This is a genomic window from Gluconobacter sp. P5B12 (assembly GCF_018812035.1).
GTDB lineage: Bacteria > Pseudomonadota > Alphaproteobacteria > Acetobacterales > Acetobacteraceae > Gluconobacter.
Map to the genome: position 1 here is coordinate 92144 of NZ_JACRVV010000004.1, position 13734 is coordinate 105877.

The window sequence follows — 13734 nt, forward strand, 5'->3', positions numbered from 1 at the left end:
AATTATTCGCAATAAGAATTTTTGAAAAAGATTATGACGGTTGAAAATTTTAGGGCTGGTGCGGTGATGCTGATAATTTCTGTGTAGAAATTATTTTTTATTTTCTCGTAGTGTATAGGGCAATAAAAATTAATATATCAACAAGTAAAAATAGTTGAATATTTCTTATTAAACTTCATATTTATTTCTTATTTGTGGACAATTTTTTTAAAATAACATCATGCAGTTCTGCGGGCGTTATCGTGGAGGCGGTTGCGGGGGCTGCTGCCTTTTCGATGTTATAGGTGAGAGAAATGAAGGGTGTTGATCGTACCGGGGCAGGGTGAACGTATCCGGGGATTGAAGGGCGATGGTCACCAAAAAAGATCAGATGTGCGGGACGGCCACATTCTTGTAGGGTACGGTTCAGGCTCTCCAATAAAGCGTCACCATTATGAGCGTGGTGATTCCAGGCTGCGAGCGGGTCTGTCGCATCCAGGCGTCCTGCATCCCAAGGGCCATGATTTTCCATGGTGACGACATAAATCAGTTCCGCCTCATCAGTTGTTAGTATGCGGTTGTGGAGATAGTCGCCCAACGCCTTGTCGCTAATGTAAGGCCCGGATTTTTCAGCGTTCTTGAAATCATCAGGCCCGACTAGCGTCGTGAAACCCAATGCAGGCATCAGACGGTCGCGACCGTAAAACCGTAGATCATGAGGATGGACAAAAAGTCGTTTTTCATAAAGCGCGGCAAGTCGATTTGGCAGCCCAAATGTTCTTTCATCCTCGGCTGTCAGAAAAGGATCAAATGCACGAAACCCAAGGTCCTTATCACTGCGGCCGCAGAGCACGGCATACTCCGTCCGCATCGTATAAGCACCGAACCCGCTGACGGAGAGTCTTCCATATTCATCAGACGTTTTCTGTAGTCGCTCAAGTGCTTGGAGAGGGGGAAGAAAATGCCCAGGGACAAGATCTGTGGGATCAGCAAATGACTCACACTGTATGATGATTAAAAAGGGAGCAGGGTCTTGGTCTGGCTTAAGTGCCGGGAGCGGAGGCACTGCAGCAGGAGATGGAGTTGCGCGCCATCTTAGTGTGTAGACTATCAATACGGAGAGTAAGCCGTATTGCGTGATATCTGCCTGAAGATTGGGGCAGGGCATGAAGCCGGAGCGCCAATAAAGCTTCCAGTTGGTGCCAACCACCGAAAGGGCGCCCAAAGAGACTGCCAAGCCTGCAAGGTGAGGCGCTGGCGTAATGGACGAGAAGGCTATGACGCACCCAATCACAATCATTACCGCAGGAAGAAGGATGATCTTCAGGGAGCTGGGAATTGCTGCCAGGTAAAAACGCGGATAGCGCAAGAATGAGGCGGCTACTGCAAGATCAGAAAAAACTAATGGCTCACCTAACACTCGAAATTTGATGTTCGAAGCGATCACGACAGCAAGAAATATTGCTCCAGTGAGAACGCAGGCAACCCAGAAGCCGCCCGTCAGGGCAAGTGCCGCACCATAAAAAATTAAGATAATCAGGGTATGGATTGCGTATCCACGCCAGCCAATGCGAGATGGTCGAGTAAATCTGTCAAATAAGATCGAAAATACGATCGTACAAAGAAGGGAGAGCAGAAAGTTCTTCACAGAAACGACGCAGAAAAAAGATAAATCATGAATTCGAAATCGGCTTCCGGATGTCGCGGGCTTTCAGTTAGAAAGCATATCTATGAGATTTCATCCATCACGCACAGGCTCTACGACTGACTCAGTCTTGCTCAGGCGTCCGCCAAGGAAAGAAAGCCGAGCTTCCGAGCTGGGATGCATCTCTTCATTTGCCGGTGTGACGCCTACATTTTCAGCAGACTCTCTTTTGCAGGACATTCGGTCTGGCCGAATTGGTGGAACGTTCTGGCTGCCCCCGGCAGTAATGTCTTCAAGCCGCAAAATCCTTGTCTCCTTGCCGCCAGATCCGGATCTGGCATGGGATTTGTGGAGCCATGTCACAGCGCGGGTAAAGGCGAGTACGGTTGTAGCTCTGTCCCCACATCTGCATCACGCTGACAGGATCAGAGCCGCAGGTGGGCAGGTCCTGTCGAAGGCTGATCCCCACAGCGTTGTAGAGAAGGTTGAAGAGGTTTGGGCTGCCGGACGGGATGATGCTGCGCTGCTGGGAGCAATCTATGGCCGGGCAGTAACGCTATGGTCTCCCACAGAAGGCGAGGTGGTATTTTCTGAAGCCATGGCGCTTACGTGGCTGACAGAGTCCGTTTCCTGGCACAGTCCCTTCGATGGCCGCTCAATTGATTTCAGCGAAGCCGTTAGGGTCGTGGCTGACGACCGCCGGGCATGGGAGCGCACGAGAGATGTGGCGGTCTGTCTTGGCATGGCGTGGTGGAAACGCAAACGTATCCGAGAATTTTTCAATATCGGCCGTAATCGGGTCTTTTTCCGGAAGTCGATGTACGGGGCGTTAAAAGAAGCCCAGCGCAGGAAAGGAATAATCGCCGCCTGGTCCAGTCGTATTCCGTCGGGACTGGAGCGGAAGGCAAAAGCTCAAGGCATCGGCATATGCCAGGTTGAAGATGGCTTTCTGCGGTCTGTTGGGCTTGGCAGTGATCTTTTGCCGCCCTGTTCCATCGTTCTCGACCGGTCGGGTATCTATTTTGATCCTTCCCGACCCAGCGATCTGGAAAAGATCCTGATGAGAACGGCTTTTGATGACAGGCTGCGTGAGCGTGCCCGCCATTTGATTGACACACTCGTCGTGCGGAATGTCTCCAAATACGGGAGTACGGCTGACGTTGGTTCCTTGCTCGCTCGACCGGCAGGCAAGACGGTTATTCTGGTGCCAGGTCAGGTCAGTAATGATTTGTCCATTCAGTTGGGCTGTGGGGACGTCAGCGACAACCTCTCCCTCCTCCGTAACGTTCGTGACCGGATGCCTGATGCGTACATTGTTTTCCGCCCCCATCCAGATGTTGACGCAGGTCATCGCCCAGGCGGCGTCAGAGACGATATTGCCCTGCAATATGCAGACGAGATTGTACGGGGTGGCGCAATGGTGTCTCTGATTGCGCAGGTGGATCAGGTTCACACCATGACATCGCTTGCAGGTTTCGAAGCCTTGCTGCGTGGACGGGCAGTTACGACCTATGGAAATCCGTTCTACGCGGGATGGGGGCTGACATGTGATCTTGCCCCCAGCACGGGCAGGAGAGGGCGAAACCTGCTTTTGGAAGATCTTGTGGCAGGAGCGCTTATTCTTTACCCGCTTTATTTGGATCCGGTCACCCAAACGCCATGTGGACCTGAAGTTCTTGTCGAGAGACTTTCTGATCCAACAATCTGGACTACATCTTTCACTGTGCGTTTACGGCGCTGGCAGGGTCGGCTACGTAGGCGCGGACAGTATATGCGTATGAGGATCTGGCCGAAATGAAGGCAACGGGCGATAGCCGCTTCGGCAAGGAAAATCTTAAACCTCTGACCACACGGCATTTTCTGTTTCTGCAGGGATTGATGGGGCCGTTCTTTGAGCGCGTTGGAGAGGCTCTCCTGGCGGATGGTTACAAGGTTTCCAAAATTAACTTCAATGGCGGAGACAAGCTCTTCTGGCGCCTTCCCGGGGGTGTGGACTATCGTGGAAGTCTTGAAGACTGGCCCGAATTTCTACGTCACTTCATAGTGCGCCGTGAAATCACGGATGTCGTAATTTTTGGGGACTGTCGGCTGCATCACATGGTTGCAGCGAAGGTTTGTGAAGACCTTCAGGTTCCGATGCATGTCTTTGAAGAAGGTTATCTCAGGCCCGATTGGGTGACCCTTGAACTCGGGGGCGTGAATGGTCACTCACGTCTGCCGCGGGATCCTGAGTACTATCGTGTGGAAGAAAAATTACTTCCTCCCCAGGTTCCCCATAGTCCTGTTCCGTCCTCTTTTCAGCGGCGTGCAGCAGAAGGTATTGCTTACAATACTGCCGATCTTCTGCTCCGTTGGTATTTCCCTCACTGGACAAACCATCGCCCCTGGCACCCTCTGGTCGAGGGGGTAGGCTGGCTGAGACGGTTTTCCCGTCGCAAGGCTGTTGCGGAACGTACAAAGAAAGTCCTGGCCCGGCTTGAGGCCTGCAGGGCTCCTTATATGCTCTTTCCTCTTCAACTGGATGCTGACGCGCAGGTCCGTCTTCATTCAGATTTTAACGGCATGCAGGATGCGATCGAATACGTCATTTCCTCCTTTGCTACCCACGCTCCAGAAAATATGCGGCTTATCATCAAGCAGCATCCACTGGATAACGGCCTGCGCGATTGGCGTCACATCATTGCGTGTTCTGGTCGTCGGCATGGTGTGCTCGGACGCATTGGCTTCATCGAAGGCGGTGATATTGCATTGCTGGTAAAGAGGGCCGAAGGGGTCATCACCATCAATAGTACGACCGGTACACTGGCTTTGGCAGAAGGCATTCCAGTTATTACGCTGGGGCAGGCCATCTACAATATTGCCGGCATTACATATGAAGGAACGCTCGACGCATTCTGGAAGAAACCAGAAAAGCCGGATATGGAGCTTTTTGCAGCTTTCAGGCGTGTGCTGGTCGAATACTGTCTCGTTGCTGGTGGTTTTTTCTCAGACGAAGCCATGTCCAAGCTTGTCCGGGGTGTCGTAGCGAAATTCGAAAGACACTCGCCTCAACTTTTTCAGACCAGGGCGACCGAAGAGGGACATGAATTCTGGCATGGGATGAGCCGTCCGTTGTTGCGCCTTTCAGAAAAGGTAGCGGACGCAGTAGGGGCGCCTGAGTGAAAGATAAGGCAATAACTCCGTTTCTGCTGGATATTTCACGCCTTCTTTCCCGTTCGAGCGCAAATGTACCAACAGGTATTGATCGGGTCGAACTGGCCTATGCGCGATATTTGCTGTCCCATGCGCCCGAACAAACACGGTTTTGTGCCATGCATCCCATCGGTGTGATGGGCATGATTGACGGCACAGTGGCGAGGCGGTTCATAAAGGCGCTGGAAGTCCAGTGGGGGCAGTCCGTGTCTGGTCGACCGGCCGCACCGTTGCGCGGTGTGATTAATCGTAGCCTGTTCTGGCGCAGACCTCGGGCATTGCAGCCTGGAACGGTGTACCTCAACGTTTCCCATCATCATCTGACGCGTCCCAGGGTGGTGGATGCCTTTCTGAGGCAAACGGGCGCGCGTTTTGTCGTGATGATTCACGATCTCATTCCAATAGACTATCCGGAATATTCCCGTCCAAGAGAGCCCGCTCGTCACGAAGTCCGCCTTGAAACGGTCGCGCGCTATGTAGACGCCATTATTGTACCGTCGCATTATGTGAGGGAATCCGTTTGCCGGCATCTGGCTGCAAAGTCAGCTAATATTCCTGTTTATGCTGTTCCTCATGGCGTAGATGCTCCTCACCAGCTTTCACATCATGCGGAACTGAATGCCTCACTGCGTACTCAGTTGGCGGGACGTCCCTACTTTGTTTGCTTGGGCACCATTGAGCCCCGTAAGAACCATCTTCTTTTGCTAAATGTCTGGCGTCGTCTTGTAGAGCGGGACCCGTCTTCAGCGCCTGTGATGGTAATTGTAGGAAAGCGTGGTTGGGAGAATGAGAATATTCTCGATCTTCTGGATCGTGCGCCTGCTCTCAAAGGGCACGTCATTGAGTGTCAGTCTCTGGCTGATACAGAGGTGCAAACTCTGTTGAAGGGCAGTTCAGGGTTATTGTTCCCCTCTTTTGTCGAGGGCTTCGGTTTGCCGCTTGCAGAAGCCTTGTCGCTGGGAGTGCCTGCTCTCTGTGCCGATATCCCAGTTTTGCGAGAAGTTGGCGGAGAGGCAGCTCGTTATCTCGATCCTCTGGACGGTCCAGCATGGATGGATGCAATCATGCGCTATGCTGCTCTGGGATCGGACCGACAGAAACATACTTTGCAGACCGAAAATTTTTCCGCTCTTTCCTGGGACGAGAGCGTGGCTCAGGCACTGGAGCAGATAAAATAATCAGGTGTGAGGATGCCAAACCTGATCTCGATTTTGATTGCGATGAAATTAAGGAACCGACAGTTATCTGCGCATGATCTTACCGAACATTTTCGTTCGACAAAAAGCATCATCCGGTCAGTAATCGTTGATAAAAATTTTTCATGCGCAGCACGTATGGGTCGATAGCAAACGCCTGTGCGCGTTCCTGGCCTGACGATGAGAGTTCCAGGGAGAGGGCATCGTCATAATCGAGTTTTGTAAGGCCTTCGGTCAACGCTTCTGTACTTGTACTGTCCACCAGAAATGCCGCAGTCCCGGCAATTTCCTCTGTCGCATGCCCAAAGCTGGTTAAAACTGGCGTGCCTAACGCCATAGCTTCCAAAATGGGCAGGCCGAACCCTTCCGCCAATGAAGGGAAGGTGACACATCGTGCTTCTCTGATCGCGCGGACCAAGGCCGGTCTACTGCACCAGGGAAGGATGTGAACACGCTCGGGAGTCGGGTGGTGCGCAAGAGCTTGAAGTTCTTCGGCTCCTCCAAACCCTAAACCTCCGATCAGGATTAACGGGCGCATCGTTCCTGAACGGCCATGTGCCTTGATCAGGCGTCCAATGTTTTTGCGACGTTCAATCGTTCCGAAGTAGAGAAATCCATTTTTCGGACAAGGAGCTTCGACAGTCAGAGACGCCTCCATGAGGTCTGTCGCAAAAGAAACAGATTGGGAAAGCATGCTGACTTTTTGGGGAGGTAATTCGAAGAAGCTGATCAGATCTTGCCTGACTGCTTCTGAAACGGTGACGATAGCATCTGCATTGTCGCACCAAAATTTCAGGCGTCTATGGAGTCGCTTGGTCGGCGTGTCGCTAAATTCTGGATGAAGCAGTGGAATAATGTCGTGGATCGTCACGACATTAGGAATACCGTGCCATCGCATGGGAACTGGATAGGTCCAGTGCATCAGGTCCGGCGGTGTATCTGCTTTTATGGAAATGGGGGTGTGAAACGTGCGGTCTCTTATTTCAGCGGCACGATAAAGGTCATGGCCCACATAACCGTCAGAAGTCGGTTGAACGTGATGAGTGGAGTGGGCACTCTGGAAAAAACGTTTAATTTTTCTGGGAAAACTATGAGGACGAGTATGGTTAGCCATATCGTCGTGCAGCCATGCCGGGCTGATGCCTACATCGCTGTAGGCTTCTCCCAAAGTTGCGGCGTATGTTGCAACACCCGTGCCTCCGGAGCGGCCCGTATTACGGGTATCAAGTCCGATCCGCATAGGCTTCAGGAAGAACGTCCGGTCTTTGTGTGGAAAACACGGTCCCAAATATCATTGCTGACAGCGAAATTCTTTTCCGGTGCAGCGTAATGATGGATGAGGTGATGGCGACGAAGCTTTCGCAGGATACCGCGTTTTGGGCGATATTGATGGCAGGCATAATGAACAAGATCGTAGGCTATGTAGCCAGCGAGAAAGCCCAGAAAAAATGTTGTGCCCTTATGGCCGCCTAAAACATGCGCCAAGCCCCAAAGCAAACCACCGAGTGGCAAAGTAACGGAGAGGGGCATCATGTTGCGGAGCTTCTCTCCAGGCTCTTCATGATGATTGCCATGGATCAGGAAGATGAACCGTTGGCCGATTTCATGAGAAAGGTTGAGATGGAAGAGGAAGCGGTGTCCGATATATTCAAAAAAAGACCAGAAGATAAGGCCCGCAAGGAAAAGTGCCACAAATGGGACCGGCGCCATCGGCATGCAGTCCATGCAGACAAGGGAAAAGATGACGACCCATACGGGGACGAAAACTGACAACGGCATATATGTGAGCCGTTCCAGCCAATCATTTCTGAAAAGCCTCAATGACACTCGGCAGAATTCCCCTGAAACCCTTGTTTTCTGTGCTGAATTCCCTCGTGTTTTCGGAAAACAGAACTAGTTGATCTATGCGATCATATCGATGTTCTCAAGACACGCATAGTAATGTTTGAGCTTTGAAGTGAGGGGCGTGCTCTTCTCGCACGGCCTCTCAGGTTTACGGGGAGTTCTCTGCCTGGTTTGAGCCTTCAAATGTATAGCGAACATTTCTGGTGAGCTTTCTGCCTCGCAGGAACACAATTGTGTGCTCTAGGAAAACATTGAAAATCTACGAGTTTTTATCCGTATGATAGAGAATGTAGCTTTCCGGCAACATAACATTTGGCCACGATACAGAAGACTAGGTCACGTTGAGAAAGGACCTGATCAGAAGCCTTGCGGCGGTGAGGTTGAGAAAACTCATGAAGGACAAGTCGGTGTTGTCGTAGCGGGTTGCGATACGGCGCATCTGCTTGAGCTTGTTGAACATCCGTTCGATATGGTTGCGGTAACACTGCCAGTCTGTTTGCTGGAGAGCGCTACGACTGTTACGTGAGGGAATAGCCGGCAGGTCCCGTGGATCAGCAGATCCTGGTGGAGGCTGTCACTGTCATAGTCCCGGTCGGCCAGCATGGCGTTGGGGTGCGGGACAAGCAACTTTTCAGGGTGCCTTGTGGCTTTGTAGTCCTAGACCGGGCCTGCCGGTAAGGACAAAGGCGAGAGGGCGTCCCTGATAGTCACACGGGCATGGATTTTGCTCGTAAAACCGCGCCTGATCGACCAAAAGCTTCCGAATGAGCCCACCCTCGTTGTCCCCGTGGCCTGTGAATGGGCACGGACTACGGTGCTATGGAGAAGGATGTGACTGCCCCCTCGTGGTTGATAACCTGCCGTTCCTTTAGCTCTGTTGGCAGGGTTTCGAGCGCATGGCAGTGTCTGTATGCTCAGGGGCGGCTGACTGCGGGATCGTTCTGAATAAAAGTGTTTGAGAGGCAGGGGGGTCAGTTATTTCATCCCTGATGCCGACAGTCTTTTGAGGTAGTCGCTCTCGAATATCCTCAGACAACTTTGACTAACGACGAAGCCATTTCTACAAGCGCGAGCTTGTGCGGTCATTCTAATCAGAAATTTTTAATAAATGGGGATGTGTATCAGATACATGAAAGTAGCCTCCGATACGTAATGCCAATTAGCATACGAGAGTGGGAAAACGATTTTTTATGTAAAATACAGTTACTTAAGGTAACTGGTGTCCCATAGGGGATTCGAACCCCTGTTGCCGCCGTGAGAGGGCAGTGTCCTAGGCCTCTAGACGAATGGGACCAGAGCGAGGGCGTTAATAGAAGAGGCCCTCTGGGTTTGCAAGTACTATTTTACAGTTTTTGTGAAAGCAGCGGCCCAAGTGCTGCCCCGCCAAAAAGGTGGACGTGGAAGTGAGGAACTTCTTGGCCTGAATTGGCGCCGGAGTTGCTGATAAGGCGAAAACCGTCTTTCGTCAGCCCCTCTGCTTCAGCCACTTTTGCGACCGCTCTCCAGAAGCCAGTAATGGCATCGGCTGATGCTGTCGCACTGAAGTCCGCAATGGAGACATATGGCCCTTTGGGGATGACCAGCACATGGATAGGTGCCTGCGGGGCGATGTCGTGAAAGGCCAGCGCGTAGTCGTCTTCGTAAACCGTGCGGGAGGGGATCTCCTTACGGAGGATACGCGCAAAGATATTACTGTGATCGTACGTCATGGCTTTGTCCCTTAACCAAGCTTTTCCTTGGGGCGCGATGCTTTTTCGGCAATCCCGCTCGTGCCTTCGCGACGCTTCAGTTCAGCCCACACATCGTCAGGGGAGACGCCTGCGTCCACCCACATGACGATGAGATGATAAAGAACGTCAGCGCTCTCTCCGACGAGTTCCTTGCGGTTGCCGTTGACGGCTTCAATCAAGCATTCAACAGCTTCTTCGCCAAATTTCTGGGCGATCTTGTTGCGACCACGGGCCATCAGACGCGCTGAATGGCTCAGCGTCGGGTCTGTGCCGCGACGGGACTGAACGGTCTCGAACAGGCGCTCCAGCACGTGCTCCCTGGCCGGTGTCGTTTTGCGCTCTTCCGGCTTTGCTGCTTTTGCCATTGCCTTATTCTCCAAGTCTGACCGGAAGGCCGGCCTCATTCAGTGCCTGTTTGACGTCCCCAACGCGGAACTGTCCGAAATGGAAGACGCTGGCGGCTAACAGGCCGCTTGCGCCAACCTGGGCGCCTTCAACAAAGTGATGCAATTCGCCAACGCCGCCGGATGCAACAACAGGGATGGTCACTGTACCACAGACCGCTCTGAGCAGATCCAGATCGAAACCGGACTTCGTGCCATCACGGTCCATGCTGGTGAGCAGGATTTCTCCTGCGCCCAGATCCTGCATCTTTTTGGCCCATACCACCGCGTCCAGCCCAGTGGGTTCGCGGCCGCCCTTGGCATAGACTTCCCAGCCACCGCGACTATTCGATCGCGCATCAATCGCCACGACCACGCATTGGCTGCCAAAGCGTTGCGAGGCTTCGCGGATCAGTTCCGGGCGTGTGATCGCGGCCGAGTTTACGGCACATTTATCAGCGCCAGCCAGAAGCAGGCGTCGCATATCCTCGCAGGTGCGAACACCACCGCCGACCGTCAGGGGAAGGCAGATGGCTTCAGCCGTGCGGCGGACGACATCCAGAATGGTATCGCGGTTTTCGACGCTGGCCGTGATGTCCAAAAATGTCAGCTCATCAGCACCGGCAGCGTCGTAAAGCTTGGCCTGCTCCACCGGATCACCCGCATCACGAAGGGAGACGAAGTTCACCCCTTTGACGACGCGGCCATCCTTGACGTCAAGGCAGGGAATGACGCGGAGTTTCAGCATGAACCGAGTACGTCCAAGGCGTCCTTGAGGGAAATACGCCCATCATACAGCGCCCGGCCGACGATGGCGCCGGAAATGCCAGGTACATCGCGGGCAATAGTGCGCAGGTCCCGAAGATGATCGAGGGTGCCGACGCCACCGCTCGCAATGACGGGAATGGAGAGGCGGCGCGCCATGTCTGCAGTCTGTTCGAGATCAAGCCCGGCCAGCATCCCGTCGCGGGTGATTTCCGTGAAGATGATGGCGGCAACGCCTGCATCTTCCATACGGAGTGCCAGATCGTTGGCTTCAAGTTCCGAAACTTCTGCCCAGCCTTCTGTTGCAACGCGGCCTTGGCGGGCATCAATCCCAGCAACAATCTGGCCCGGGAAGGCGCGTGCGGCCTGTCGGACCAGTTCCGGGTCTTTTACCGCCACGGAACCGAGAATGATGCGAGAAACGCCGGCTTCCAGCCAGCGCTCAATGGCAGCCATATCGCGGATACCGCCACCAAGCTGCACCGGCAGGCCAGTAGCTTTCACAATGGATTCAATGGCTGGCACATTTGTTGATTTGCCAGCGAAAGCACCATTGAGGTCAACGACGTGCAGATGGCGGCAGCCTGCTTCTTCAAACAGCTTGGCCTGTGCCGCAGGGTCGTCGGAATAGTGAGTGGCATCTTCCATCTCGCCACGGCGAAGCCGAACGCAGGCGCCGTCTTTCAGGTCGATGGCGGGGTAGAGCATCAGGCCCTGATGGCTTTTGGTGGTCTCGGGGGAAACAGGCGCGCCGCCGGCATCCGGTGCAGCAATGCTGGACTGCCAGCGGGCTGCTTCATGTTCACCGGCGAGTAGTTTGGAGAAGAAAAGTCCGCGCACTGTCTGGCCTCCGATCCGTGCATAATAGGGATGGGTGCCCCAGTGCTCAAAACCGAGCGACCGGAACAGCCCGATGGCAGCAGCATGCGTTTCACGCACGTCGCAATTGATAACCTTGCTACCCATGGCTTTTGCGCCGTGGATCATGGCCTGTATCAGGACACGCCCTAGTCCTCGTCCACGAGCATAGGGCGCGACAAAGAAGCCTGTCAGATTGACTGTGGCGGCATGGGCTTCATAGCTGGATGGCGGACGCACAAGCTGTCCCGCACCGCAAATAATGCCGTCTTCGCGCAGAACATACAGGCTGCGCTCCTGCACCAGCAGCAGGCCTTCGAAATAACGCTCCAGAGCTTGATTGCCGGGCGGCTGGAGCCAGCCAAAGCCGCCACCATCCAGGATACCCGCGGTTGCAGCTTCGCAGAGCGCTTCCATATCATCAGGGGAGAGGGAAGAGACGACCCGTTCGCAAACGACGGTCATGACGTCCACCTCAGGAAGTTGCCCATGATGGTCAGGCCAACAGTCTGGCTTTTCTCAACGTGGAACTGTGTTCCGCACCGGTTGCCGCGCGCAACAATGGCGGGGACCGAATTTCCGTACTGTGCGGTCGCCACCAGTTCGTCCTCATGCCCATCATGCAGGGCATAGGAATGAACAAAATAGCCGTGCATTCCGGGCTCCAGGCCCTGCGTGAGCAAATGTACGCCCGGTTTGAAATCAAGCGTGTTCCAGCCCATGTGGGGTAGGCGCAGACCTGCGTTGGCGGCTTCATCCATGCGGCGGATATTGCCTGAAATCCAGCCCAGTCCCTCGGTACGGCCATGCTCCAGACCATACTCGCTCATGAGTTGCATGCCCACGCAGATGCCAAGGAAAGGCGTGCCTTTAGCCGTTGCAGTCTCAAGAGTATTGCGAAGATCCGGCCCAAGGCCTGCGGCACAATCGGCAAATGCGCCCTGACCCGGCAGGATCAGGCGATCGGCATTCAAGATGGCTTCCGCATCGCGCGTAATGGTGACGTCTGCGTCAAGTCCCCGTAATGCCGCAGCCTTCCTGGCGGCCTGAGCGGCCGATGCAAGATTGCCACCATTATAGTCAATTACGACGACGCGCATGGGAACTCCGGGGGGCTAACAGGTGATGTGTGCCGGTCCGCCCAGCGGATCAGCGCAATGTCCTTGCTGGGGGCTGGGATTGGCAGGCCCATCTGGCGGCCATTGAGGCGCATTTCCCACAGACGGATTTCTGCTGTGAACGTGGCAAGGACAGCATGAATGCCTACGATGATCGCAACGTCCCACCGTGAGGCAACAAAGACATGCAGCAGGATGGACACTGCTGCGGCAAGAAGTCCGGAGATCCAGGCGCCGTAAGTGAGAAGGCCCAGCCATCCGAAAAACATGACACGCCAGGAAAAACCGTTCTGCACCATGACAGGCAAACCCAGCGGCCGCGATGAGGCGGGGTCCGTACAGGGCGTGAAAAGCTTCACAGGACGCCTTTGGTGGAGGGAATGGCGCCCGCCGCACGGGGGTCCATCGAGACGGCAACGCGTAGGGCCCGGGCCACGGCCTTGAAGCCGCTTTCTGCAATATGGTGAGCGTTCGTTCCTGTCTTGCAGGTCAGGTGCAGCGCGATGTGCGCAGACATTGCAAAAGCACGGAAGAATTCTTCAAAAAGTTCGGTATCCATCGTGCCGATCTTCTCGCGTGGGAAAACCACGTTCCACGCCAGATAAGGGCGGCCGGAAATATCCACCACAGCTTCACACAAAGCTTCGTCCAGCGGCACCAGTGCATGACCGAAACGCTCGATGCCGCGCTTGTCCCCGATCGCCTGACGGAAAGCCTGCCCAAACACGATGCCGACATCTTCGACCGTATGGTGCCCGTCAATGTGCAGATCACCCTTGGCGAGCAATTCCAGATCGAAGCCGCCATGTTTGGCGAGTGCCGTCAGCATATGGTCGAAAAAGCCGATGCCACTGTCGACGGTTGAGCGTCCCTGCCCATCAAGAGACAGGGCAAGGGTGATATCGGTTTCGCTTGTCGCGCGGTGCAGACGGGCGTGACGGGGTTCGGTCATGGTGGTTCTGCTACACCAGCGGGAGGGTTATTTCCACGCTGTCCCTGAGATAAAGGATGAAAAAGAAGGCC

At 54.1% G+C, this 13734-nt stretch carries 14 protein-coding genes and 1 tRNA gene; 4 read left to right on the forward strand and 11 right to left on the reverse strand.

Annotated features, from left to right (window positions below; translation table 11 throughout):
• Positions 1–181: 181 nt before the first annotated feature.
• Positions 182–1627 carry an LTA synthase family protein gene (locus KP702_RS08865; RefSeq protein ID WP_215768796.1) on the reverse strand — a complete coding sequence of 482 codons (1446 nt, stop codon included), beginning with the start codon at positions 1625–1627 and terminating at the stop codon, positions 182–184.
• A gap of 226 nt (positions 1628–1853) precedes the next feature.
• Between KP702_RS08865 and KP702_RS08870 the strand changes: the two genes are divergently transcribed.
• From KP702_RS08870 to KP702_RS08880, 3 genes are read left to right on the forward strand one after another with little or no spacing between them, the layout of a single operon-like run.
• On the forward strand, positions 1854–3422 hold the full coding sequence (locus tag KP702_RS08870) for a hypothetical protein (RefSeq protein WP_215768797.1): 1569 nt from the start codon (positions 1854–1856) through the stop codon (positions 3420–3422).
• The gene (locus KP702_RS08875) at positions 3419–4786 is read left to right on the forward strand and encodes a capsule biosynthesis protein (RefSeq protein WP_202207787.1); all 1368 of its coding nucleotides are present in this window, start codon (positions 3419–3421) and stop codon (positions 4784–4786) included. The genes KP702_RS08870 and KP702_RS08875 overlap by 4 nt, the downstream gene beginning before the upstream one ends.
• Entirely contained in the window at positions 4783–5994 is a 1212-nt protein-coding gene (locus tag KP702_RS08880; RefSeq protein WP_215768798.1) for a glycosyltransferase family 1 protein, read from the forward strand. The genes KP702_RS08875 and KP702_RS08880 overlap by 4 nt, the downstream gene beginning before the upstream one ends.
• Positions 5995–6103: 109 nt before the next feature.
• On the opposite strand, the gene KP702_RS08885 is transcribed toward KP702_RS08880, so the two are convergent.
• Both KP702_RS08885 and KP702_RS08890 read right to left on the reverse strand, forming a co-directional pair.
• Positions 6104–7252 (reverse strand): glycosyltransferase family 1 protein, encoded by a 1149-nt coding sequence (locus KP702_RS08885; protein ID WP_215768799.1) that lies wholly within the window; start codon positions 7250–7252, stop codon positions 6104–6106.
• 5 nt (positions 7253–7257) lie between these two features.
• Entirely contained in the window at positions 7258–7656 is a 399-nt protein-coding gene (locus KP702_RS08890; RefSeq protein WP_371822760.1) for a sterol desaturase family protein, read from the reverse strand.
• Between KP702_RS08890 and KP702_RS16550 the strand changes: the two genes are divergently transcribed.
• Positions 7573–7782 (forward strand): hypothetical protein, encoded by a 210-nt coding sequence (locus KP702_RS16550; RefSeq protein WP_373687841.1) that lies wholly within the window; start codon positions 7573–7575, stop codon positions 7780–7782. The genes KP702_RS08890 and KP702_RS16550 overlap by 84 nt on opposite strands.
• 1292 nt (positions 7783–9074) lie before the next feature.
• On the opposite strand, the gene KP702_RS08900 is transcribed toward KP702_RS16550, so the two are convergent.
• The 8 genes from KP702_RS08900 to hisB form a co-directional block, all read right to left on the reverse strand.
• A tRNA-Glu gene (locus KP702_RS08900) sits at positions 9075–9150 on the reverse strand.
• 50 nt (positions 9151–9200) lie between these two features.
• Positions 9201–9566, reverse strand: a complete 366-nt coding sequence (locus tag KP702_RS08905) for a histidine triad nucleotide-binding protein (protein WP_202207783.1) — start codon at positions 9564–9566, stop codon at positions 9201–9203.
• An 11-nt stretch (positions 9567–9577) separates the two neighbouring features.
• Entirely contained in the window at positions 9578–9952 is a 375-nt protein-coding gene (locus tag KP702_RS08910; protein WP_046901090.1) for a phosphoribosyl-ATP diphosphatase, read from the reverse strand.
• A 4-nt stretch (positions 9953–9956) separates the two neighbouring features.
• Positions 9957–10718, reverse strand: a complete 762-nt coding sequence (hisF, locus tag KP702_RS08915) for an imidazole glycerol phosphate synthase subunit HisF (protein ID WP_202207782.1) — start codon at positions 10716–10718, stop codon at positions 9957–9959.
• A complete protein-coding gene (gene hisA, locus KP702_RS08920; protein ID WP_215768801.1) occupies positions 10712–12058 on the reverse strand; it encodes a 1-(5-phosphoribosyl)-5-[(5-phosphoribosylamino)methylideneamino]imidazole-4-carboxamide isomerase in 1347 nt (448 codons plus the stop codon). Before hisA ends, hisF begins: the two co-directional genes overlap by 7 nt.
• A complete protein-coding gene (hisH, locus tag KP702_RS08925) occupies positions 12055–12693 on the reverse strand; it encodes an imidazole glycerol phosphate synthase subunit HisH (RefSeq protein WP_215768802.1) in 639 nt (212 codons plus the stop codon). The genes hisA and hisH overlap by 4 nt, the downstream gene beginning before the upstream one ends.
• Positions 12678–13070 (reverse strand): hypothetical protein, encoded by a 393-nt coding sequence (locus tag KP702_RS08930; protein WP_215768803.1) that lies wholly within the window; start codon positions 13068–13070, stop codon positions 12678–12680. Before KP702_RS08930 ends, hisH begins: the two co-directional genes overlap by 16 nt.
• Positions 13067–13663, reverse strand: a complete 597-nt coding sequence (hisB, locus tag KP702_RS08935) for an imidazoleglycerol-phosphate dehydratase HisB (RefSeq protein WP_215768804.1) — start codon at positions 13661–13663, stop codon at positions 13067–13069. The genes KP702_RS08930 and hisB overlap by 4 nt, the downstream gene beginning before the upstream one ends.
• Positions 13664–13734: the final 71 nt, after the last annotated feature.